At 68.3% G+C, this 22,858-nt stretch carries 16 protein-coding genes; 7 read left to right on the forward strand and 9 right to left on the reverse strand.

The annotated features are described in order from the left end of the window. Positions 1-33 precede the first annotated feature (33 nt). Positions 34-1,047, forward strand: coding sequence for a LacI family DNA-binding transcriptional regulator (locus JMT67_RS15690; protein WP_201464137.1), 1,014 nt, complete (start codon positions 34-36; stop codon positions 1,045-1,047). A gap of 5 nt (positions 1,048-1,052) precedes the next feature. On the opposite strand, the gene JMT67_RS15695 is transcribed toward JMT67_RS15690, so the two are convergent. Together JMT67_RS15695 and JMT67_RS15700 are read right to left on the reverse strand one after the other, a co-directional pair. Further along, on the reverse strand, positions 1,053-2,693 hold the full coding sequence (locus tag JMT67_RS15695; protein WP_201464138.1) for an alpha-amylase family glycosyl hydrolase: 1,641 nt from the start codon (positions 2,691-2,693) through the stop codon (positions 1,053-1,055). Further along, positions 2,690-4,528 carry an alpha-amylase family glycosyl hydrolase gene (locus tag JMT67_RS15700; RefSeq protein ID WP_201464139.1) on the reverse strand — a complete coding sequence of 613 codons (1,839 nt, stop codon included), beginning with the start codon at positions 4,526-4,528 and terminating at the stop codon, positions 2,690-2,692. The genes JMT67_RS15695 and JMT67_RS15700 overlap by 4 nt, the downstream gene beginning before the upstream one ends. Positions 4,529-4,813: 285 nt before the next feature. On the opposite strand from JMT67_RS15700, the gene JMT67_RS15705 reads away from it, so the two are divergent. Together JMT67_RS15705 and JMT67_RS15710 are read left to right on the forward strand one after the other, a co-directional pair. Then, positions 4,814-7,615 (forward strand): TonB-dependent receptor, encoded by a 2,802-nt coding sequence (locus tag JMT67_RS15705; protein WP_201464140.1) that lies wholly within the window; start codon positions 4,814-4,816, stop codon positions 7,613-7,615. A 195-nt stretch (positions 7,616-7,810) separates the two neighbouring features. After that, entirely contained in the window at positions 7,811-9,085 is a 1,275-nt protein-coding gene (locus JMT67_RS15710) for a sugar MFS transporter (protein ID WP_201464141.1), read from the forward strand. Between the two features lie 70 nt (positions 9,086-9,155). Here the strand turns inward: JMT67_RS15710 and JMT67_RS15715 are convergent, their stop codons facing one another. Then, entirely contained in the window at positions 9,156-9,725 is a 570-nt protein-coding gene (locus JMT67_RS15715) for a TetR/AcrR family transcriptional regulator (protein WP_182714328.1), read from the reverse strand. Positions 9,726-9,894: 169 nt separating this feature from the next. Here JMT67_RS15715 and JMT67_RS15720 point away from each other — a divergent pair, with 169 nt between their 5' ends. The 4 genes from JMT67_RS15720 to JMT67_RS15735 all read left to right on the forward strand — a co-directional run bounded on the left by JMT67_RS15720 (position 9,895) and on the right by JMT67_RS15735 (position 16,196). After that, positions 9,895-11,103 carry an efflux RND transporter periplasmic adaptor subunit gene (locus JMT67_RS15720; RefSeq protein ID WP_054764935.1) on the forward strand — a complete coding sequence of 403 codons (1,209 nt, stop codon included), beginning with the start codon at positions 9,895-9,897 and terminating at the stop codon, positions 11,101-11,103. 3 nt (positions 11,104-11,106) lie between these two features. Then, on the forward strand, positions 11,107-14,373 hold the full coding sequence (locus JMT67_RS15725; protein ID WP_054764936.1) for an efflux RND transporter permease subunit: 3,267 nt from the start codon (positions 11,107-11,109) through the stop codon (positions 14,371-14,373). Further along, positions 14,373-15,809, forward strand: coding sequence for an efflux transporter outer membrane subunit (locus tag JMT67_RS15730; protein ID WP_201464142.1), 1,437 nt, complete (start codon positions 14,373-14,375; stop codon positions 15,807-15,809). Before JMT67_RS15725 ends, JMT67_RS15730 begins: the two co-directional genes overlap by 1 nt. Before the next feature lie 183 nt (positions 15,810-15,992). Beyond that, positions 15,993-16,196, forward strand: a complete 204-nt coding sequence (locus JMT67_RS15735; RefSeq protein WP_054764938.1) for a hypothetical protein — start codon at positions 15,993-15,995, stop codon at positions 16,194-16,196. 34 nt (positions 16,197-16,230) lie between these two features. Here the strand turns inward: JMT67_RS15735 and JMT67_RS15740 are convergent, their stop codons facing one another. From JMT67_RS15740 to JMT67_RS15765, 6 genes are all read right to left on the reverse strand, one after another. Continuing rightward, on the reverse strand, positions 16,231-16,407 hold the full coding sequence (locus tag JMT67_RS15740; protein ID WP_182714330.1) for a hypothetical protein: 177 nt from the start codon (positions 16,405-16,407) through the stop codon (positions 16,231-16,233). Positions 16,408-16,457: 50 nt separating this feature from the next. Beyond that, positions 16,458-17,552 (reverse strand): HlyD family secretion protein, encoded by a 1,095-nt coding sequence (locus tag JMT67_RS15745; protein WP_233455952.1) that lies wholly within the window; start codon positions 17,550-17,552, stop codon positions 16,458-16,460. A 21-nt stretch (positions 17,553-17,573) separates the two neighbouring features. After that, positions 17,574-19,283 (reverse strand): MFS transporter, encoded by a 1,710-nt coding sequence (locus JMT67_RS15750; RefSeq protein ID WP_201464143.1) that lies wholly within the window; start codon positions 19,281-19,283, stop codon positions 17,574-17,576. After that, positions 19,283-19,858: a TetR/AcrR family transcriptional regulator gene (locus tag JMT67_RS15755; protein ID WP_201464144.1), complete on the reverse strand. Its 576-nt coding sequence runs from the start codon at positions 19,856-19,858 to the stop codon at positions 19,283-19,285. The genes JMT67_RS15750 and JMT67_RS15755 overlap by 1 nt, the downstream gene beginning before the upstream one ends. A 232-nt stretch (positions 19,859-20,090) precedes the next feature. Continuing rightward, on the reverse strand, positions 20,091-20,600 hold the full coding sequence (locus JMT67_RS15760) for a GNAT family N-acetyltransferase (RefSeq protein ID WP_201464145.1): 510 nt from the start codon (positions 20,598-20,600) through the stop codon (positions 20,091-20,093). Next, positions 20,597-22,678 carry a S46 family peptidase gene (locus JMT67_RS15765; protein ID WP_201464146.1) on the reverse strand — a complete coding sequence of 694 codons (2,082 nt, stop codon included), beginning with the start codon at positions 22,676-22,678 and terminating at the stop codon, positions 20,597-20,599. Before JMT67_RS15765 ends, JMT67_RS15760 begins: the two co-directional genes overlap by 4 nt. Between the last annotated feature and the right edge of the window lie 180 nt (positions 22,679-22,858).

Here is a 22,858-nt window from a genome sequence, read left to right on the forward strand (position 1 = left end):
AGGCCCGAAAGCCTGTGCTGAGGACCCGCGACCTTGAGCCGCAAGACAACCCGACTTGAAGACATCGCGCGCCTGGCCGGCGTCTCCGTCGCCACCACCTCGCGGGCGCTGAACGACAGCCCCGCCGTCAATGACCGCACCAAACAGCTGATCTGGAAGCTGGCGAAGGAGCACGACTATCCGTTCCGCCGCTACATGCCCGCCGGTCCGATCGGGGCTCAGGGCACCATCGCCCTGGTGACGCCGCGGCCCCAGGGACGGGAGGGCCGGATCTCCGACCCCTTCTTCCTGGAGCTGCTGGCCGGGGTGGGCGAGGCGGCGCGTGAACGCGGCTGCGACCTGCTGATGAGCCATATTTCGCCGGCCACCTATGACGAGCTGGCGGCGGCGATGAACACCAGTCGCGCGGACGGGGTGATCTTCCTGGGTCAGTCCAGCCTGCACGGCGCCTTCAACCGGCTGGCGGCGGGCGACCATCGCTTCGTGGTCTGGGGCGCCGACCTGCCGGAACAGGACTATTGCTCGATCGGCTCCGACAACTTCTCCGGCGGCCGCCGCGCGACGGCGCATCTGGCGCGGCTGGGCCGCACGCGCATCGTCTTTCTGGGCGATCTGGATCCGCCCGAGGCCATGCAGAGGCATCGCGGCTATCTGGCGGCGCTGGAGACGGCGGGTCTGTCGGTCGAGGCCGATCTGATCGTGCCGGCCCATTTCGAGGTCGAGTCCGCCGAGGCCGCCGTGGACGCTCTGGTGCGCCGGGGCGTCAGGTTCGACGGGGTGGTGGCGGCCTCCGATCAGATCGCCCTGGGCGCGGTGCGCGCGCTGGAACACGCCGGCCTGACCGTGCCCGGCGACGTCTCCGTCATCGGCTTCGACAATGTGCCCTTCAGCCGCTACTCGCGCCCGGCCCTGTCCACCATCGCCCAGGACACGATGAAGGCCGGGCGGCTGATGGTGTCCAAACTGCTGGACCACGGGGGCGCGACGGCCGGACGGTCGGAACGGGTGCCCACCGACCTGATCGTGCGCGAGACCTGTGGCGGCTGAACGGATCATGCCAGTCTGAAGACCAGGCCGGCGAGCGGAGGCAGGGCGGCGCCGTCGCCCTGGCTCCAATTGATCGCCTCGATCTGCGTCGCCTCGGCGGGGGGGCTCCACTCGACCGGCGCGTGACCCAGGTTGAAGACGCACAGCAGCCGCTCTTCGCCGCCGCCGCGCTCCTGGCGTTCGAAAACCAGAAGGTCCGAGGTCTGGATCGGCGCCATGGCGCCGAAGCGCAGGGCCGGGTGCTGATGACGCAGCCGGATCATGCGGCGGGCGACGTGCAAGGTGGAGCCCGGATCGGCTTCCTGGGCATCCACCGCCAGCGGCAGGTGACGGGGATCGACCGGCAGCCAGGGTTCGACGGTGGAGAAACCGGCGTTGGCCTGATCCGCATGCCAGGGCATGGGCGTGCGGGCGCCGTCGCGGCCCAGGGTCTCGGGCCAGTTGGCGATGGCCTCGGGATCGACCAGCCGCTCGAACGGCACCTCGGCCTGGGGCAGGCCCAGCTCCTCGCCCTGATAGACGAAGACATTGCCGCGCAGGCAGACCAGCAGCATCAGGGCCATCTCGGCGAAGGCCTTGCGGTCCCGCCCTTGCGCCCAGCGCGACACGGCGCGCGGCGCGTCATGGTTGGAGAAGGTCCAGGACGGCCAGCCTTCGCCCTGCTGATCCGGCCACATGGTTTCGCCCCGCGCGACCAGTTCGCTCTTCAGCGTGTCGGCGTACAGATAGAGGAAGCCATAGGCCGAGTGCAGGCGATCGGTTCCGGCGGTGTATTCCTTCATCTCGCGGTCGGCGTGATCGCCGCCGACCTCGGCGACGGTGAACCGCCCCTCATAGCTGTCGGTCAGGGCGCGGATCCGGTTCAGGAAGCCGAGGATCTCGGGCTGGCTCTGATTGTAGATCTTGTCCTGGAAGTCGAAGGGCCGGGTCCGCTTCTTGCCGTCGTTGATCGGAGGATTGTCGGTCAGCTTCAGGTCGTGGATGGAGAAGTTGATGGCGTCCAGCCGGAAGCCGTCGACGCCCCGGTCCAGCCAGAAGCGCGCCGCCGCGATCAGGGCGTCCTGAACCGCCGGATTGCGCACGTTCAGCTGCGGCTGCGAGGCCAGGAAGTTGTGCATATAGTACTGGCCGCGTCGCGCGTCCCAGGTCCAGGCCGGACCGCCGAACACCGACTGCCAGTTCGACGGCGGCGATCCGTCCGGCTTGGCGTCGGCCCAGACGTACCAGTCGGCGTGCGGGCCTGAGCGCGAGGCCCGGCTGTCCAGGAACCAGGGGTGCTCGTCCGAGGTGTGCGAAAAGACCTGGTCGATCACCACCTTCAGGCCCAGTGCATGGGCCCGCGCCACCAGGGCGTCGAAATCGGCCAGGGTCCCGAAGATCGGATCGACGTCGCAATAGTCGGCGACGTCATAGCCGAAGTCCTTCATCGGCGAGGTGAAGAAGGGCGACAGCCAGATGCCGTCCACGCCCAGCGAGGCGACGTGATCCAGATGATCGGTGATCCCCTTCAGGTCGCCGACCCCGTCGTTGTTCGCATCGGCGAAACTGCGCGGATAGATCTGGTACAGGACGGCGCCCCGCCACCATTCGTGATGGGCGGTCGCCGGCTGGGCGGCGGTCGCGAGGTCGAGGCTGTGGGCGTTCACTGGGGCGTGCTCTTGCAGATCAGGTAGTCGAGAGGGGGGATGCGGACGGCGTAGCTGGCCGGAGCGGAGGCCTGGGCGGCGCAGTCGCCGCGCACAGCTTGCCACCGCAGCGAACCGGGCTCCACCTCGACCTGGGCCGTCGCCTCGGCGGTCGAGCTGTTGAACAGGACCAGGGTCTCCCCGCCGGCCTCATCCAGGCGGGACAGGGCGAACAGTCCGGGCGCATCGCCCGCCGCGCGGACGACCTGTCGGCCCCGGCGCAGGGCGGGATCAGCGGCGCGAATCCGGGCCATTTCGGCGATGGCCGTATAGAGGGGCGCTGTCGTGGAATAGGGCGTCTGCCGTCCGCCGATCGGCTGTTCCGCCGCATAGACCTGAGTCCGGCTGGGCCACATGTCCTGGCGCGAGTTTCCATAGCCGCCGGCGCCGGCGAAGCCCTGTTCGTCGCCGTAATAGAGGGTCGGCACGCCGCGGCTGAACATCATCAGGGCGTGGGCCAGCTTTACCCGCGCCAGGATTTCGGCTTCGTCGGCGTCGGGATTGGCCTGTTTCACGAAGAAGCCGACCCGACCCATGTCGTGATTGCCCAGGAAGGTCGGCAAGACGGCGGCGGTCTCGGCGCCCTTGGCGTAGATCGCGTCGGCGGCGAACAGTCGGGCCAGGGCGTCGGTCCCCGTCTTGCCGGATGCGACCTCCACCGCCGTCTTCTGGAAGGGGAAGTCGAGCACGGCCGGATAGGCGTCCACCCGCGTGAACCGCGCCGTCACCGCCGGGTCGGGGTCATAGACCTCGCCGAAGATGTGGAAGTTCGGAATGCCCCTGGCCCGCGCCCGCTCCAGCATGGCGGGGATGAAGGCCTGCCAGAACTCGGGGTTCACGTGGCGGGCGGTGTCGATGCGGAAGCCGTCGATCCCGTATTTGTCGATCCAGCCGCCGAAGACGTCGATCATGCCCTGGACCACGACGGGGTCCTCGGTCAGCAGGTCGTCCAGACCGGCGAAATCCCCGTCCAGCGAGCTTTCGCCCGCAAAGGTGCTGTCGCCACGGTTATGATAGCGGATGGGGTCGTTCAGCCAGGCCGGGACCTTGGCGGTCTCTTCGCCCGCCGGGACATAGGGGGTGTAGGCGTAGTCGGGCCGGGTCAGGCGCGAGAAGTCCCGTCCGTCGAAGCCCGCGTTGATCGCCGCCCCGTCCACTCCGCCGCGGCGGGTGTAGGGATAGTCGGCCCGGCTGCGGTATTCGCACGGCCGGTCCGGGCATTCGCGATAACGGATGACGTCGGCCGTGTGGTTGGCGACGATGTCCAGATAGACCTTCATGCCCCGCGCATGGGCCGCATCGACCAGGGCCCGCATCGCGGCCTCGTCGCCGAAATGGGGATCGACGGCCGTGAAGTCGGTGATCCAGTAACCGTGGTGCGCCGCGCCGGTGTAGCCGTTGTGCGTCTGCACCGGCTTGTTCTTGAAGATGGGGGCCAGCCAGACGGCGGTGGCGCCCAGGCCCTGAATATAGTCCAGCCGCTGCGTCACCCCGGCCAGATCGCCGCCGTGGTAGAAGTCGGTGTCCGACGGATCGAAGCCGCTCTTCAGCCGCTCGGGGGCGTAGCCGCCGTGGTCGTTCGAGGGATCGCCGTTGGCGAACCGGTCGGGCAGCAGGAAGTAAATGACCTCGTCCTGTGGCGGACGCTGACGCAGCGCCGTCAGGGCGGCGGCTGCAGGCGACGCGGCCGGGGTCTCGGCGCGGGCCTGAAAGGGCAGGGCCGATAGGCTCGCCATCAGAGCCGTCGCTGCGGCCAAGGCGCGGGCGCGGTTCGTCTTGCGGGGGGCAAGGCTCATCCTGTCGGTCCTCCTGTCTGAAAAGTGCAAAGCCTTCCAGATCGATTTGCAAGATTTTGCAGCCCAAGCCCTGCCTGTCAACGCGGATTAGAATGCTGCGATGCAGCGACAGCTTGGCCGTATCGATCCGTAAATCCGCGTATATGGGGCTTTCGCGGCCTCGGCGTGTGCGACGAAAATGCGTCGTCCACATTAACGGCTTGCAACCTTGTCGAAGATTTGCATATTTTTGCGAAGGCTTCGGCTGCGACATTCAGAATCGCGGCGGCCCCAGGGAGGATGACCATGTCTCAACGTCTTAACCGGCGCGTGCGCCTGCTGTCGGGCGCTGCTGTCGGCGCCGCCGCCTTCGTCGCCGTCGGGGCGGCGCAGGCTCAAACCGCGACCACCGCCGCTCAGGCTGACCAAGCGCCGACCGAAGTCGGCGAAATCGTCGTCACCGGCATCCGCCGCTCGATCGAGGCCTCGATCTCGGCCAAGGCCAACAACACCTCGATCGTCGAAGTCATTTCGGCCGAGGACATCGGCAAGCTGCCGGACGTCTCGATCGCCGAATCCCTGGCGCGTCTGCCCGGCGTGACGATGCAGCGCCTTGACGGCCGCAGCCAGCAGATCTCCATCCGCGGCCTGGGCCCGGATTTCACCACCGCCCTGCTGAACGGCCGCGAACTGGTCACCACCGGCGACAACCGCGGCGTCGAATTCGACCAGTTCCCGTCGGAACTGCTGGGCAGCGTCGTCGTCTACAAGACCCCGGATGCGGCCCTGCTGGGTCAGGGTCTGGCGGGCTCGGTCGATCTGCGCACCGTGCGGCCCCTGGCCTACGGCCGTCAGGCGATCGCCCTGAACTATCGGCATGAGTGGAACGACATCGGCGCCCTGAACTCGGGCACGACCGACAGCGGCGACCGCTACACCGTCTCCTACATCGACCAGTTCATGGACGGCACCCTGGGCGTCGCCCTGGGCTACGCCCACATGAGCTCGCCCTATCAGTCCGAGCGGTTCAACGCCTGGGGCTATCCCACCTATTCCGACGGCAATCTGCTGACCGGCGGGGTCAAGCCCTACGTCATGTCCTCGGAGCTGGAGCGCGACGGCTATATGGGCGTGCTGGAATGGCGCCCGAACGACCGCATCCATTCGACGATCGACGCCTTCTATTCCGAGTTCAAGAACACCCAGGTTCTGCGCGGCATCGAATTCCCGCTGGCTTGGGGCGGATCGTCGGGCGACTGCACCGTCAACGTCGCCTCGCCCGTCTGCCGTCCGGCGCCGTCGCTGCGCCCCGGCTACACCGTGGAAGACGGCCTGATCGTCGCCGGCACCTGGGACAACATCAAGGGCGTGGTCCGCAACGACCTGAACAAGCGCGACAGCAACATCACCGCCCTGGGCTGGAACACCGAATTCGTCGCCAATGACGATTGGACCCTGGGTCTGGACCTCAGCTATTCGAAGGTCGAGCGTGACGACATCATCCTGGAGACCAACGCCGGGACGGGCCGCAACATCAACGGCGCCCTGGACACCCTGGGCTTTGAACTGACCGACGACGGGGTGACCCGGTTCAACAGCCGGCTCGACTACGCCGACGCCAGCCTGATCCGCATCACCTCGGCCCAGGGCTGGGGTTCGGACGTCATTCCGGGCGGCCAGGTCGGCTATATGAACACGCCCTCGATCGAGGACGAGCTGAAGGCGGCCCGCATCACCGCCAAGCGGACTCTGCACCAGAGCCCGTTCAGCTCCATCGACTTCGGCCTGAACTATACCGAGCGCAACAAGAGCTTCGTCAACGACCAGTACTATATCGGCGTCCCCGGCGGCGGCGATCTGTTCGTGCCGTCGCAATATCTGCTGGCCCCGACCGACCTGGGCTATCTCGGCATCTCGCAGGTGCTGAGCTATGACGCCCTGGGCGTGGTCAACAGCGGCCTGCTGGATCGGGTTCGCAACCCCAACGCCGACGTCGCCGCCGGCAACTGGGAAGTGACCGAAAAGGTCTCTACCGCCTATATCCGCGCCAACATCGACCACGAACTGTTCGGCATGCCCCTGACCGGCAATGTCGGCATGCAGTTCGTCTATACGGATCAGAGCTCCAGCGGCTTCTCGGCCCGTCAGGTGGGTCCCGGCGTGGCCGAAACGATCGCCGTCAACGGCGGTGCGGAATATCTGGAAATCCTGCCAAGCTCCAACTTCATCCTGGAGGTCGGCGACGACCTGTTCGCCCGCTTTGCGGTCTCGCGCACCCTGGCGCGTCCGCGAATGGACGACATGCGCGCCTCGCGGAACTACAGCTACAACACCAGCCTGGCCCAATCGACGGACATCAACCGTTCGCCGTGGGGCGGCGGCGGCGGCAATCCGGAACTGCGGCCCTATATCGCCGACGTCGCGGACCTGTCGTTCGAGAAGTATTTCGCCAACCGCCGAGGCTATGTCTCGCTGGCCAGCTTCTACAAACACCTCGAAACCTACGTCTATAACCGCAACCAGATCTTCGACTTCAGCGGCTATCCGATCGGCGTGATCTCGCCGACCAACCCCGAACCGGCTCTGCGCCAAGGTCTGGTCGGTGCGCCGGACAACGGCGACGGCGGCTGGATCAAGGGTCTGGAGTTCTCGGTGTCGGCTCCGTTCGACCTGCTCCACCCCGCGCTCGAAGGCTTCGGGGGCGTCTTCAGCGCCTCGGCGACCGACAGCGAGGTCCAGCCCGACCCGACCCAGGCCCCGACCACCCTGCCGGGCCTGTCGGAGACGGTGGTCAACGGCACCCTCTATTATGAGCGTTACGGCTTCCAGGCGCGGGTCTCGGGTCGCTACCGGTCGGACTTCCTGGGCGAGGTCGCCGGCTTCGGCAACGGCCGCACCCTGCGGTCGGTCGCGGCGGAAACCGTGGTCGACGCCCAGATCGGCTACGAATTCCAATCCGGTCCGCTGGAAGGCCTGTCGATCCTGGCCCAGGTCAACAACCTGACCGACGAGCCGTTCAAGACCTTCGAAAACGGCGATGAGCGCCGGACCATCGACTATCAGAGCTACGGCCGGACCTTCGCGGTGGGCATGAACTACCGCTTCTGATTTCTCCCCTGAGCAAACTGTGGCCGCCTCGGAAACGAGGCGGCCTTTTTCTTCTGTGGGCCCACTGCGCGCCAAAGTTTGGTTACAGGCGCCCTTTTTCCGCTGGACGGCGCGTCCGCTATGGCCGAACCAAGGCGATCAGAACCGCGCGGGCACAGCGCGGCGTCTTCGTATCATCCGTAAGGGGGAATATTCATGTCCGCACCAGAGGCCGCAAGACGTCAGGGCACAGGCCTGGCCTTCGCCTATGTCACCACGCTCTTCTTCGCCTGGGGCTTCGCCACCTCGCTGATCGATCCGCTGATCGCGGCGGTGAAGCGGGTGTTCGATCTGAACAATGCCGAGGCCTTTCTGACGACCTTCGCCTGGTTCATCGCCTATGGACTGATGTCCCTGCCGGCGGCGGCGGTGCTGGGCCGGCTGGGCTACAGCCGTTCGATCATCGGCGCCCTGGTCGTCATGGTGGCGGGCTGTCTGATCGTGCCGGCCGCGACGGCCGCCGACTGGTATCCGGGCGTGCTGATCGCCCTGTTCGTCATCGCCTCGGGCGTCACCCTGCTTCAGGTCGCGGCCAATCCGCTGGTGGCTGAACTGGGCGCGCCCAAGGGCGCCTCCAGCCGTCTCAATCTGTCCCAGGCCTTCAACTCCCTGGGCACCACGGTCGGTCCGTGGCTGGGGTCGCACGTCCTGTTGACGGGCGGCGTCTTCGCCGCCGGCGCCGTGGTCACGGCCGCCACCCGCACCCAGTCGCTGCGCAGCATCGACATGGCCTTCCTGGGCATGGGCGCCTTCTTCGCCGTGGTGGCCTTCTTCATCTTCACCGCCCGCAAGAAGATCAATGCGGCGGCGCCGGCCTCGACCGAGGCGGTCTCCCCGCTGAAGGCTCTGTCTTCGCCCTGGGCCATCTTCGGCGCCCTGGCCATCTTCCTCTACGTCGGTTCTGAAGTGGCCATCGGCGGCATGCTGACCAACTTCCTGGAAAGCCCCGAAATCCTGAACGCCCCCATCGAGACTGCGGGCAAGATGGTCGCCCTCTACTGGGGCGGCGCCATGGTCGGCCGCTTCATCGGCTCGGCCGTCCTGACCCAGGTCCGGCCGGGAATCGTCCTGGCGGTCTGCACCGTGACGGCGGCGGTCCTCTGCTTCGTCGTCAGCCGGATCGGCGGACCGACGGCGGCCTATGCGGCCCTGTCGATCGGCCTGTTCAACTCGATCATGTTCCCGACCATCTTCACCCTGACCCTGGAGCGGTCCACCGCCCCCACCTCGGCCACCTCGGGCCTGTTGGTCTTCGGCATCATCGGCGGCGCCCTGCTGCCCCAGGTGGCGGCGCGCATCGCCGACGCCGCCGGCGCGCTTCAGCCGGCCTTCGTCGTGCCGATGCTGGGCTATGTCGGCCTGACGATCTTCGCCGTGGCCTGCATCCGCACCAAGGCCAAGACCGAGGTGACGACCACCGTCTCGCACTGAGGCCGGTCTTCAGACACGACAAAGGGCGCGGAGAGCCATCTCCGCGCCCTTTTCAATTCCGCGCGGACGGTCAGCCGTCGATCAGGCCCTGAAGGATCGGGGCCAGGCGGTCGCGCATCTTTTCGCAGTCGGCCTGGTCGATGTTGAAACTGCCGCCGCCCAGTTCGCGGCTGACCGACATCCCCATGATGAAACCGGCCAAGAGGCGGGCGCGGACCCGGGCGTCTGGTCCGCTGATCCATTCCTCAAGCGGGCCGAAGAAGCGGGCCGTGCAGGTGTTCTGAACCATTTCAGCGGCCTTGTTCGAGCCGATGGAGCGCAGCATGATCGCCATGCCCTTCAGCTTTTCAGCCTTCTTGGGCTCGAAGACGATCTCGTGGGCGACGCGCCGGCCGAACTCGGACTTGTCGCCCGACATCAGGGTGCTGCCGTCGCTGCAGCTGTCCAGGGCCGCCAGGAACAGATCGTCCTTGGAGCCGAAATAGCGGCTGATCAGGGCCGCATCGACGCCGACGTCGCGGGCGATGTCGCGCATGCCCACATCGTCATAGCTCTCGGCCGCGAAACGGTCGCGTGCTGCTTCGAGGATGGCCGTGCGGGTGGCGGCGGCGTTCCTCGGGCGGGGGCCGGGACATAACAAGGGGGCGACACTCCAGAATGAATAACCGTAGCCTCCATATGGCTTTGTCAACGCCTGTTGACAAGCGTCACGACGCCACCCATTAAGTCACCATGCGTTGACAAGGCCGGCTCCCCACCGGTCCTCATCCGCACGACAGGGATTTACCTCCGACAGGGAGATTGCGCAGATGCGCGGGCTGAAGATTGCGGCCGTGTCCGTCATGGTGACGGGCGCGCTTTATGGATGTTCCCCCAAGGCCGAGGGCCAGGCGCCCGGCGGCGCCCCGCCGGTGACGGTGGCCACGCCTCTGCAGCAGAAGGTGGTGGACTGGGACGAGTTCACGGGACGCTTCGAAGCGATCGAGAGCGTGGATGTCCGCGCCCGCGTCGGCGGCTATATCCAGGCGGTCCATTTCCGCGACGGCCAGATGGTCCAGAAGGGCCAGCTGCTCTTCACCCTGGACCCGCGCCCCGCCCAGGCCGCCCTGGCCCAGGCCCAGGCCCAGGTCGCCCAGATGCAGTCGCAGCTGACCCTGGCCCGCGCCAATCTGGCGCGCAGCGAGACCCTGCTGGCCTCCCAGGCCGTTTCCCGGGCCGAATATGACGCCAACAAGGCGGCGGTCGATGCGGCCCAGGCCAATCTCGCGGCGGCCAACGCCGCCGTTCGCACCGCCCAGCTGAACCTGGAATACACCCGCGTCACGGCGCCGACCTCGGGCCGGGTCTCGGATCGTCGCGTCGATCCGGGCAATCTGGTTGCCGGCGGCTCCTCGGCGGGCGACGTCCTGACCACCATCGTCTCGGGCGGTCCGATCCACTTCGTCTTCGACGGTTCGGAAGCGGTGCTGTTGAAATATATGCGAGACGGCGGCGCCAGCCAGGGCTCCCCGGTTCGCATCCGCCTGCAGGACGAGAGCGGCTTCACCCGCACCGGCCGGCTGGACTTTTCGGACAACGCCCTGGACACCTCGTCCGGCGTGATCCGCATGCGCGCCATTGTGCCGAACGCCGACGGCTTCCTGCGGCCCGGCCTGTTCGGCCGCGCCCAGGTCGCCGGCGCCGGCTCCTATGACGCCCTGCTGGTGCCCGACACCGCCGTCGGCACCGATCAGGCGCGCCGCGTCGTCTCGGTCGTCAACGCCGACGGGTCGGTCACGACCAAGCCCGTCGAACTGGGTCCGATCGTCCAAGGTTTGCGCGTGATCAAGTCGGGTCTGGCCCCGACCGACCGCGTCATCATCGCCGGCCTGCAACGCGCCGCCCAGCCGGGCTCCAAGGTCACGCCCAAGACCGGCAAGATCCAACCCGTCGCCCAACAGGCGCCGGACGCCCCGGTCACCCAGGCGGCCCCGGCCTCCACCGCCTCGTTCGCCACCAGCCTTTCGACCGGCGACTAAGCCATGAACATATCCCGCTTCTTCATCGACCGGCCGATCTTCGCGGCCGTGATCGCGGTGGTGATCACCATTGTCGGCGTCTTCGCCTATCCGCTGCTGCCCCTGTCGCAGTATCCGGAGATCGCGCCGCCGACGATCACCATCAACGCCGCCTATCCCGGCGCCTCGGCCGAAACCTTGGCCGAGACCGTCGCCGCCCCCATCGAGCAGGAGGTGAACGGCGTCGAGGACATGCTCTACATCACCTCCTCGTCCACCTCGGACGGGGCGGTGGCGATCACCGTCACCTTCCAGCCGGGCACCGATCTGGACGCCGCCCAGGTGCTCGTCCAGAACCGCGTGGCCCTGGCCGAACCGCGTCTGCCCGAGGCGGTCCGCCAAACCGGCGTGGTCGTCAACAAGGCCGAGAGCGGCTTCCTGATGATCCTGGGGCTGACCTCGCCCGACGGCTCGCTGAACAACGACTATGTCGGCAACTACGCCAACTCGACCCTGCGGGACCGCCTGCTGCGGATCGAAGGCGTGGGCGCGGTCCAGGTCTTCGGCGGCGGCAACTATTCGATGCGGGTCTGGATCGACCCGGCCAAGGCGGCCGAGCGCGGCCTGACCGGGCCGGACATCGTCGCCGCCCTGCGGGCCCAGAACGTCCAGGCCGCCGCCGGCTCCATCGGCCAGCCGCCCTTCCCGAACAGCGCCTCGGCCTTCCAACTGCCGGTCCAGGTCCAAGGCCGTCTGACCGATCCCGACCAGTTCTCCAACGTCGTTCTGAAGACCGACAGCGAGGGCCGTGTCACCTATCTGCGCGACGTGGCGCGGATCGAACTGGGGGCCCAGGACTACGGCATTCGCGGCTTCTTTGACGGCCAGCGCGGCGTCGGCCTGGCCATCGTGCAGCAGCCGGGCGCTAATGCGCTCGGCACCGCCGATCGGGTCCTGGCCGAGGTCGAGGCCGTCAAGGCCGAACTGCCGGCCGGGATGCAGGTCTCGGTGCCCTACAACCCCACCGAATTTGTCGCCGCCTCGGTTGAGTCGGTTCAGCACACCCTGATCGAGGCCGTGGTCCTGGTCGTGATCGTGGTCATGGTCTTCCTTCAGACCTGGCGCGCGGCCATCATTCCGATCGTGGCCATCCCGGTCGCCCTGGTCGGCACCTTCGCAGTGCAGCTGGCGCTCGGCTATTCGATCAACTCCCTGTCCCTGTTCGCTCTGGTTCTGGCGGTCGGCATCGTCGTCGATGACGCCATCGTCGTGGTCGAGAATGTGGAGCGGGCGATCAGCGAGGGTCTGTCGCCCAAGGAAGCCGCCTATCGATCGATGCAGGAGGTCTCGGGCGCCCTGATCGCCATCGGCCTGGTGCTGGTGTCGGTGTTCGTGCCGACCATGTTCGTGCCGGGCATTCCGGGCATCTTCTACCGCCAGTTCGCCGTGGTCATCGCCTCGGCCTCGGTCATCTCCCTGTTCGTCTCCCTGACCCTGTCGCCGGCCATGGCCGCCCTGTTGCTGAAGCCGCACGACAAGGACCACGGCCCGGTGCGCAAGCCCGGCGTCCTGGGGACCGCCGTCTATTACGTCGGCTGGGGCGGACGGAAGTTCAACGAGGGCTTCGACTGGCTGTCGGACCGCTATGGTCGTCTGACGGCGCGTCTGGTGCGCACGGTCGGCATCGTGCTGATCCTGTACGCCGGTCTGTTGGGCCTGACCGCCTGGCGTCTGGTCGACACCCCCTCGGGCTTCATTCCCGAACAGGATCAGGGCTTCCTGATCGGCGTGATTCAGCTGCCGGCCGGCGCCTCCCTGGACCGGACGGAGGCGGTGATGACCCGCGCCCGTCAGATCATCGAGGGCACCGACGGGGTCAACGGCACCGTGGCCTTCGCGGGCCTGGACGGCGCCAGCTTCTCGTTCGGATCGAACGCCGCCACCATCTTCGTGCGCCTCGATCCCTTCGAAGAACGCTCCAAGGAAGAGGCCGCCGCCGCCCTGGCCGGGGCCATCACCCAGGCCACGGGTCAGATCGAGGACGCGCAGATCTTCGTCATCGCCCCGCCGGCGGTCCAGGGTCTGGGCAACGGCAACGGCTTCAAGATGATGATCCAGGACACCTCGGGCGCCGGCTACCGCGCGCTGGAGGGGGCGACCTTCGCCATGATGGGCGCCGCCGCCCAGGCCCCGGATCAGGTCAGCCAGGTCTTCTCGACCTACAACACCGGCTCGCCCCGCATCTCGGCCGACGTCGATCGCGACAAGGCCCTGATGATGGGCGTCCAGCCCAGCGCCGTCTTCGATACCCTCGGCGTCTATCTGGGCTCGTCCTACGTCAACGACTTCAACCTTCTGGGCCGCACCTATCGGGTGACCGCCCAGGCCGAGCCCCAGTACCGCGACGACATCGCCGATATCGCCAACCTGAAGACCCGCTCCTCCAGCGGGGCCATGGTGCCGATCGGGTCGGTGGCCAATCTGGTCAATGACTCCGGCCCGTCGCGCGTGGTCCGCTACAACCTGTTCCCGGCGTCCGAGCTGCAGGGCAATCCGGCCATGGGGGTCTCCTCCGGCCAGGCCCTGCAGGTCATGGAGCAGATGGCGACCAGCACCCTGCCGCAAGGCTTCACCTACGAGTGGACCGAGCTGGCCTACCAGCAGAAGGCGGCCGGTTCGGGCGCGACCATGATCTTCCTGATGGCCGTGGTCTTCGTCTTCCTGGTGCTGGCGGCCCAGTATGAAGCCTTCACGCTTCCGCTGGCGGTCATCCTGATCGTGCCCATGTGTCTGCTGGCCGCCATCATCGGTGTGAACCTGCGGGGGCTGGACAACAACATCCTGGTCCAGATCGGCCTGGTGGTTCTGATCGCGCTGGCGGCCAAGAACGCCATCCTGATCGTGGAGTTCGCCAAACAGGCCGAAGAAGAGCAGGGCATGAACCGGTTCGACGCGGCCGTGGCCGCGGCCCGGACCCGTCTGCGCCCGATCCTGATGACCTCCTTCGCCTTCATCCTCGGCGTCGTGCCGCTGATGCTGGCGAGCGGGCCCGGCGCCGAAATGCGCCAGTCGCTCGGCACGGCGGTCTTCTCCGGCATGCTGGGGGTGACCTTCTTCGGCCTGATCTTCACCCCGGTCTTCTATGTCGTCACCCGCTGGCTGTCGTCCAAACTGCCGCAGGGCAAGACGCCGACGCCCACCGGCGCCGAGACCGTCCGTTACGATCAAACTTCCAGCCTGACCGATCCTAATGCGCCGGCTCCGGCCACGGGTCGGGGAGGGGACATCTGATGACCCGCACCAAGACCCTCAGCTTCCTGACCGCCGCAGCCGCCGGCGCCCTGCTCGCCGCCTGCGCGGTCGGGCCCAAGGCGCCCGAGGCGGCTCTGCCGACCTCGGGGACCGGCGGCTTCGTCGGCGCGGCCAATCCGGCCGTGACCGCCGCGGCCCCGGCCCGCGACGACTGGTGGCGGCTGTACGACGATCCGACCCTGGACGGCCTGATCCGTCAGGCCTTCGCCGAGAACAACGAGCTGGAGGCGGCCTTCGCCAATCTGCGCGCGGTTCGAGCGTCCCTGTCCGAAGCCCGCGTCGGCCGCTTCCCCAGCACAACGACCAGCGCTCAGGCCCAGCGCAGCCGCGCCTCGGCCGCCACCGTCACCGGCCTGCCCGCCGGCGAGGACGCCCCCGAGATCGACACCTATGACGTCGGTCTGGCGGCCAGCTACGAGGTCGATCTGTTCGGACGGGTGGAATCCACCATCCGCGCCGCCCGCGCCGACGCCCGCGCGGCCGAGGCGGCTCTTGCCACGGTCCAGGTCTCGGTCGCGGCCGAGACGGCCCGCGCCTATGCCGACGTCTGCTCGGCCAACGCCCAGATCGCGGTGGCCGAACGGACGCTGGAGCTTCAGCGCAACACCGCCAACCTGACCCAGACCCTGCTCGACGGCGGGGCGGGCACCGGTCTGGACGTGGCCAGCGCCCGCGCGGCCCTCGCCCAGACGGCGGCGACCCTGCCGACCCTGCGGGCCTCCCGCAACGAGGCCCTGTTCCGCCTGGCCACCCTGACCGGCCGCACCCCGGCCGAGGCTGACCGGGCCGCCGCCGCCTGCGTCCGGCCGCCGCAACTCAGCCGGCCGATCCCGGTCGGAGACGGCGCCGCCCTGCTGGCGCGTCGTCCCGACGTGCGTCAGGCCGAGGCCAATCTGGCCGCCGCCGCCGCCCGCGTGAATGTGGCGACCGCCAACCTGTATCCGCAGATCAGCCTGGGCGGCTCCTTCGGCTCGACGGCGCTGGAGTCGAGCGAACTGGGCGACGACCAGAACTATCGCTTCAGCTTCGGTCCGCTGATCAGCTGGTCCTTCCCCAACGTCTTCGCCGCCCGCGCCCAGATCCAGGCCGCCGGCGCCCGCTCGGACGCCGCCCTGGCGACCTTCGACCAGACGGTTCTGACGGCCCTGCAGGAGACCGAGACGGCGCTCAGCAACTACGCCAACGAACTGGACCGCCGCGCTGCCCTGACCGAGGCGCGGGACCAGGCCGCCCGCGCCGCCACCCTGTCGCGTCAGCGTTTCAACGCCGGCGCCGACAGCTTCCTGGTGGTGCTGGACGCCGAACGCACCCAGGCCGCCGCCGACGCCGCCCTGGCCCAGTCCGACGCCCTGGTCACCACCTACCAGATCGCCCTGTTCCGCGCCCTCGCCGGCGGCTGGCAGGCCGAGAGCTGACGAGAGAAAATCCTCCGTCCCCTTGGGGGGAGTGAAGGCAGGCCGCCGGCGGTCCTTCGGGCCGCCGGCGTTCGTGCGTCGAGAGTCACAATCGTCCACAAGGACGTCGGCGTGTCGTGTTCCTAATTTGTTCTCCTCGTGCTTAAACCGACTGCGGCGGTCGGAGGCGTGACGGAGGATCAGATGAATGACGGAATTCTGGCCGATATGATGGCCGAGCTGGATGCGGAGCTGGCGCGGGCCGAGGCGTCCTTGCCGCAGCATCCCGAACACACCCGCCAGACCGAGGTGATGCGCGCCTTGGCCCTGGGTCTGGGCAATTTCGAACGGATGCGGGCGCACGACGTGCATCTGCTGGCCGCGCGCCTGTCGTCCGGCCGGTCATGAGAGAAATCAGACCGGAGTGATCAGGCCGGGACGATCAGGGCTGTCGCTTGAAGGTGTCGCCCACTTCGGCCGCATCAGGCCCGTCGGGCCCGGCGCTGCGCCGCTCTTGGTCGCCCACCTTCTTCACGTCTGCCTCTGGCGTCAGGGCGTCCGGCTTGCCCAACGGCTCAGCGCCGTTCTTCTTGCGGCCCTCGGTCTGAATGTCATCCATGATGGTCTCCCTTGCTGATGAGGGAGCGCGGGGCGCGCAGGCGGGTTCCGTCAGCGACCGGTATCCACCCTGGCCACCACCGACATGCCGGGCGACAGGCGCTCCAGGGCCGGTTGACCGGAATCCAGCCGGATGCGGATGGGGATGCGTTGGGCGACCTTGGTGAAGTTGCCGGTGGCGTTGTCGGGGCGGATGACGCTGAACTCGCTGCCGGCGGCGGGGGCGATGCGTTCGACGCGGCCGCGCAGGCTCTGACCGCCCAAGGCGTCGACAGTGATCTCGACCGGCTGACCGACCCGGATGTCGCGCATTTGGGTCTCCTTCATATTGGCCGTGACCCAGACCACGTCGGGGACCAGACCCATCAGCTGGGTTCCGGCGGTGACGTATTGGCCCTGGCGCACGCCGATCTCGCCCAGGCGGCCGGAGCGGGGGGCGATGATGCGGGTGTTGGCCAGGTCGATCTGGGCCAGGCGGACGGCGGCGCGGGCGTTCTCGACGGCGGCGGCCAGGCTGTCGCGGTTCACCACGGCCGAGGTGACGCCGGTCTGGGCCACGCCCTCGGCGGCCTGGGCCTGGGCCAGCTGGGCCTGGGCGCTGCGCAGGGCGGCGACGGCGATATCGACATTGGATTGCGACACCCAGCCGCCGGCCTTCAGTGTGCGGGCGCGGTCGGCGTCGGCCTGGGCCTTGGTCAGGGCGGCCTGGGCGGCGGCGATCGAGGCGCGTTGCTGGGCCACGGCGCCGCGCGCGGACGCCTGGCTTTGGGTCGAGTTGGACAGGGCCGCCTCTGCGGAGTGCAGGGCGGCCTCGGCCTGTTCCAGCTTCTGGCGGTAAGTGCGGTCGTCGACCTGGGCCAGAAGCTGGCCTTGCTGGACCCTCTGGAAGTCCTGGACCGGCACGGCCGTCACATAGCCGTTGACCTGGGGGCTGATGATCGTCACCTGGCCGCGCACATAGGCGTTGTCGGTGCGCTGGATATGGCCGGTGAAGGGCGGCAGCCGCCAGGCGTAGAGAACCAGTCCGACGGCGAAGACGGCGACGACGGCCGCCACCACGGCCCAGAGGACGCGCTTGCGGGGTTCCGGCGCGGCAGGGGCGGCAGAGGCGGGCGGAGCGGAGGGAGCGGGGGCTGTGTCGGTCATCGGATGCGGGGCTTTCGGAGATCAGTCGGCGGCGGCGACAGCTGCGGCGTCGGGCGTGGGCGTGTTTCGGGCGTCACGTCTGGCCTGACGGCGCGCCTTGAGGCGGGGGCGCAGATGGACCGCCGTCACCCAGGCGCAGCCCAGGCCGGCGACCCCGGCGATGATCAGGAAGACGTCGTTATAGGCCAGGACGTTGGCCTGTTGCGTCACCTGGCGCGTCAGCAGAGCCGCGCCCTCGGCGTTCAGCAGGGCGGGGTCTGTGATGGTGGACGAATAGGCGCCCGACAGCTGGCGCAGGCGTAGAACCACCTGGGGGTCCAGGCTGGTGATGTCGGCGGCCAGCTGGTTTGAATGGAACTTCTCGCGCACCACCTGGATCGTGCCGATCAGGGCCGAGCCGGCCAGGCCGCCCAGGTTCTGAAGCACGCTGAACATGACGATGAAGCTGATGATGTTGCGCGCCCCCTGTTGCAGCACCTTGCCTACCCCGATCAGCAGGGCCGGGCCGACGAACAGGGCCGAGGCGAAGGCGATCAGGGCCTGGCTGAGATAGAGCTGGGCCGGGCGGGTCAGGACGGTGGCGTGGCTGTCGATGAAGGCGCCGACGGCGATCAGACCGAGCGCGATGGCGATGGGCAGGTTCAGCCGCGTCATGTCCAGGGTCAGGGCGGCGACCGCCGTCCCGGCCATCATGGCCAACAGGATCACCAGGAACAGGCCGTGCAGCTGATCCGGCCCCAGACCCACCACGGTCAGAAAGCCCACGGCGCCTGAAGTCTGTTCCGACAGAGTCAGGCGGATCAAGAGGATGGCGCCGAACAGGCGCAGGATGTCGGGGCCGCTCAGCCAGCGGACATTGATCAGCGGATTTCTGCGGTTGTACTCGACCGTCAAGGCGGCGGTCAGCAGCAGGATCGCCCCCGCCAAAGCCCAGCCGATCCAGGGCGCTTCTATCCACCAGACGATCCGGCCCAGGCCCAGAACGGCGGCCAGCAGGGCCACGCCGGGGGCGAACAGGGCGAAGGTGAGGAAGTCGAGCGGCTCGAACAGTTTCAGCCGCTCGGACGGGGGCAGGCGCAACACCTGGACGGCCGCCCAGGCCAGCAGCGCCATGCCCAGTTCGAAGGTGTAGAAGGCGCGCCAGTCGTTCAGCTCCAGCAGGCTGGGCATGATCAGGCGGGCGATGGGCACGGCGAAGCTGGACAGGCCGATGCCGATCACCAGGCCCTTCAGCCGATGCTGGGCCGGGAAGGCCTGGATCATATAGAGGAAGCCCAGGCTGGACAGGCCCGCCGCCGCCATGCCGGCCACGGCGCGGACGAACAGGGTCGATTCATAGTTGTCGACCGCCAGGTGGGCGGCGCAGGTGACGACGAAGGCGGTCAGACAGATCTGGGTGAAGAGGCGCAGGCCATACTGCTGGCGGAACTTGAACAGGATCAGGTTCATACAGGCGTTGGTCATGACGAAGACGACCGGCAACCAGGCCGCCTCGCTCGGGGTGATCCCCAACGACCCCTGAAGATTGGAGAGGTTGGCGGTGACGGCCGCATTGCCCAGACTGCCGACCAGGGCCACCAGGACGCCGGTCAGGGCGTATTGAAGCCTCAGCCAGGCCGTGTGGTCGGGCGTGGCGGGCGAGCCGGGCAGGGTCGGGCGCTCGTGGGGTTTCAGAGTCGCCAGATACTGGTCCCACGGCAGATGCCAGTTGTGATCGGCGCGACGAGCCATCAGGAGGCCTCGGCCCGGGGGCGCAGGCCGTCCATGAGGAGGGCGCGGGTGCGCTGGGACACAGCCTGACGCTCGGCTTCATCGGCGCCCTGGAAGCCGGCGCCCAGCAGGGTGGCGATCAGGCGAATGTCCATCGGCCGCAGATCCTTTCGCACCAGACCGGCCGCCTGGGCGCGTTGCAGAGGGGCGGCGCCCGCCTCCATCAAGCTTTGCCGCAGGGGCGTAAGCGCGTCGGGCGAGCGCACGTTCCGCACCACCCCCGCCAGACCGGCGTTGCGGATCATGTCCTCGGCCAGCCGGTCCAGAAACCAGAAGAAGACCTCGGGCGTCTCGCCCTGTTCGGCGGTGCGGCGGCCCAGGTCGGCGACGTCGGCTTCGAGCACCGCCAGGGCCAGTTCGGTGCGGTCGGCGAAATGGCGATACAGGGTGCCGCGTCCGACGCCGGCCCTTTCCGCGATCAGGTCCAGCGGCGCGTCCAGACCCTGGTCGGCGAAGACCGCGCGCGCGGCGTCCAGCAGGGCGGCGCGGTTGTGGATGACGTCCTTGCGGAGGGGTTTGGGGGCGGGGCGCGACATGGTGACGCGCTTAAATGGACACGAGTGTCCGTTTTGCAAGGGGAGGTCTTCGAAGATTCCTCTCCCAGCGGGAGAGGGCTTGAGCGCCTGAGAGCGTAGCGATCAGTCTTGCCCGACCCGAAGGGCGGCGCGCAGCAGCCAAAGGGCGAGGGTGCGGCGGTGCGAGCTGGCCCGCCGGCGGGCCCTCATCCGGCCCTTCGGGCCACCTTCTCCCCATGGGAGAAGGAAGAAATTAGAGTCCCTTCTCCAGCACCACGAAGTGCAGGTCCGGCCGGGGCGGGTCCACGGGGAAGGGGCGGGTTTCGCCGGTGAGATGGTATCCGCGCCGTTCGTACCAGGCGATCAGCTCGGCGCGGCGGTGGATGACGGTCATTTCCATGCGGCGGGCGGCGAAGCGGGGCACGGCCTCGCTCTCGGCGGCGGCCAGCAGACGGCGCCCCAGGCCAGAGGCTTGCAGGCCGGGCTCGACCGTCAGCATTCCGAGATAGGCCCGTTCGTCGTCGACGCGGGCCACCTGGACGCAGCCGACCAGGGCGCCGTCCTTATGGGCCAGCAGGATGACCCGGTCGGGGTCGGCGATCAGGGCCGACAGTTCTTCGGCGCTGGTGCGGGTGTCGAACAGCAGGTCCGCCTCGTGCGTCCAGCCGGCCTTGGCCGTCTCGCCCCGATAGGCCCGCTCGATCAGAGGATGAAGCGCGGCGACGTCTTCGGGCGTCGCCGCGCGGAAGGCGATGTCGCTCACCGCCTCCGGTCTCGGGAAACGCCCAGCTCCTGCACCAGATGGTCTAGGCCATAGACGTCGCGCAGGGCCACGGTCACGGCCTGGGTGGTGACGATGACGCTGCGGTTGACCGCGCGGTCGTAGCCGTAGGCGTTGCGCTGGGTCAGGACGGTGGAGTCGAAATTGGCGCCGATGATCTCGCCCTTGGCGTTGATGGCGGGCGAACCGGACGAGCCGCCGATGGTGTCGGTCGAGACGGCCATGTCCATGACGGCGTTCGGGTCGATCCGGTCCTTGGCCGCCAGCAATTTGGGCGCGACGGCGAAGGGCTCGGCCCCCGTGGCGCGGTCCCACAGGCTCGCGAAGGTGGTGAAGGCGGCGAACCTCTGGCCGGGAACGTCGGAGCCTTCGACCTGTCCGTAGGTCAGGCGAAGCGTGCCGGTGGCGTCGGGATAGACGGCGTCGCCATAGGCGGCGAAGCGGGCGGCCGCCAGCTGTTCCGAGGCGCGGTCGGTCGGGGCCTGAACGCGGGTCTCCCAGGCGTCGCGCACGGCGCGGGCGTCCGCGTCGATCGCCAGGGCGTACTGGATCATCGGATCGGTCGAGGCCTGGATCGCGGCCAGACCGCCGGTCCACAGGGTGCGGCGCACGGCCGGGTCGGCCAGGGTCGTGCCGGCGACGAGGCGGGCCGACAGGCCCTCGGGGCTTTCCTTGCCCAGCAGGGTGCGGACGGAAGGGTTGTCGACCGTCAGCCACTCCCGGGTCTTGGACAGCCACCATTCCAGCCGGATCTGCTCCAGCTCGGGATAGGTGGGACGTTCGGCGAACAGGCGGGATTCGACGCCGGACAGGCGGCTGTCGGCGAACTCGGGCAGACGCTGGTCGGACGGCTTGGCCCGCTCCTGGGCGCCGCGCACCAAGGTGCGGGCATAGCTGAACAGTTGCGATCCCCCGGCGACCGAGGTCGTGCCCAGGCCTGTGCCGCCCTCCAGCAGGGCCATGGAGGGATAGAGTTCGCGGGCGACCGGCTGGACCGCGCTGAGCGCCGACCAGGGATCGACGCCGGAGGCGGCGGCGCGGGCGCGGAAGTCGGCCTCCTGTTCGGCCTTTCTGGCCATGAAGGCCGGGTCGATCAGGGCGGCCATGCGGCCGCGGCCGCGCTTATAGGTGTTTTCCAGACCGACGATCGGGTCCATGGCGATGAAGGCCTGCTCCTCGCCCTCTTCGGAATAGCGGATCAGCCGGCCGCGCAGCTCCGAGGCGATCAGCTGGTCCAGCGGCAGCACCACGTCGCGAATGGTGGTCAGCTGGTCCATGGTCAGCAGGCGCTGGGTGGCGCCGGGATTGCCGGAGATGAAGACGGCCTCGCCCTCGGTCGGCTTGTTCGGGTTCCAGGCGAAATGGGTCGGGGTCTCGACCGGCTTTCCGTCTTCGTACAGGCGGATGAAGGCCGCATCGACGGCGAAGCGGGGGAAGGAGAAGTTGTCCAGATCGCCGCCGAAGGTGGCGGCCCGATCCTCAGGCGCCCAGGCCAGGCGGACGTCGGAATATTTGCGGTACTTGTAGAGTTTGAACTGGCCGCCCCGGTACAGGCTGACGACCTGGCAGCGGATCTTGGGGTCGTTTCCGCAGGCTTCGCTTTCGATCCGACCGGCCTCGGCGTCGCGGGCCTGGGTGAAGGCCTGGCCTTCAAGCCCTTCGCCCGCCTTGTGCATCCGCTCGGTCACGTCCGAGATATCGGTCAGGATCTCGGCGGTGGCGCCGGGGCATTTCAGCTCTTCCTCGCGCGATTTCGGCAGGAAGCCGGTCTCGGCGTAGTTGACCTGGGGCGTGGACAGGTTGGCGACGCAGGTGGCGACGCAGTGATTGTTGGTCATCACCAGGCCCTGGCCCGAGACCACGCCCGCCGAACAACCGCCGAACTTGACCGAGGACAGGCGGACGCGGTCCAGGAAGGCTTGGTCGATATTGGTCCCCAGCGTCTGATTGGCGCGGGCGATGGGGAAGTTGTCGTAGGTCCACATGCCTTCTTCGGCGCCGGCCGAAGTGGCGAAGGCGACTGCGACGACGGCGGCGGAGGCGAGAAGGGCGAGGCGCATGGGATGGTCCTTGAAGTCTCCTCCCCATCGCTCCGCGATGGGGAGGCGGCGCGGCGCGACTTCGCGCCGTGACGGAGGGGCTCTGAGATACATGACAGGCGCCGGTGCGGTGGTGAAGAGCCCCTCCACCGCGGAGCTTGTCCTCGGGCTCGCCGAAGGCGGGACCCGGGGGCGCTCCCC

The organism is Brevundimonas aurantiaca (assembly GCF_904830995.1).
GTDB classification, from domain to species: Bacteria; Pseudomonadota; Alphaproteobacteria; order Caulobacterales; family Caulobacteraceae; genus Brevundimonas; species Brevundimonas aurantiaca.

Excerpts from the sequence above, each read along its gene's own strand:
- JMT67_RS15765 (WP_201464146.1), bottom strand. The coding sequence starts at position 22,678 with ATGCGCCTCGCCCTTCTCGCCTCCGCCGCCGTCGTCGCAGTCGCCTTC.
- JMT67_RS15750 (WP_201464143.1), bottom strand. The coding sequence starts at position 19,283 with ATGGCTCGTCGCGCCGATCACAACTGGCATCTGCCGTGGGACCAGTAT.
- JMT67_RS15725 (WP_054764936.1), top strand. The coding sequence starts at position 11,107 with ATGAACATATCCCGCTTCTTCATCGACCGGCCGATCTTCGCGGCCGTG.
- JMT67_RS15745 (WP_233455952.1), bottom strand. The coding sequence starts at position 17,552 with ATGACCGACACAGCCCCCGCTCCCTCCGCTCCGCCCGCCTCTGCCGCC.
- JMT67_RS15710 (WP_201464141.1), top strand. The coding sequence starts at position 7,811 with ATGTCCGCACCAGAGGCCGCAAGACGTCAGGGCACAGGCCTGGCCTTC.
- JMT67_RS15735 (WP_054764938.1), top strand. The coding sequence starts at position 15,993 with ATGAATGACGGAATTCTGGCCGATATGATGGCCGAGCTGGATGCGGAG.
- JMT67_RS15720 (WP_054764935.1), top strand. The coding sequence starts at position 9,895 with ATGCGCGGGCTGAAGATTGCGGCCGTGTCCGTCATGGTGACGGGCGCG.
- JMT67_RS15730 (WP_201464142.1), top strand. The coding sequence starts at position 14,373 with ATGACCCGCACCAAGACCCTCAGCTTCCTGACCGCCGCAGCCGCCGGC.
- JMT67_RS15700 (WP_201464139.1), bottom strand. The coding sequence starts at position 4,528 with ATGAGCCTTGCCCCCCGCAAGACGAACCGCGCCCGCGCCTTGGCCGCA.
- JMT67_RS15705 (WP_201464140.1), top strand. The coding sequence starts at position 4,814 with ATGTCTCAACGTCTTAACCGGCGCGTGCGCCTGCTGTCGGGCGCTGCT.
- JMT67_RS15740 (WP_182714330.1), bottom strand. The coding sequence starts at position 16,407 with ATGGATGACATTCAGACCGAGGGCCGCAAGAAGAACGGCGCTGAGCCG.
- JMT67_RS15755 (WP_201464144.1), bottom strand. The coding sequence starts at position 19,858 with ATGTCGCGCCCCGCCCCCAAACCCCTCCGCAAGGACGTCATCCACAAC.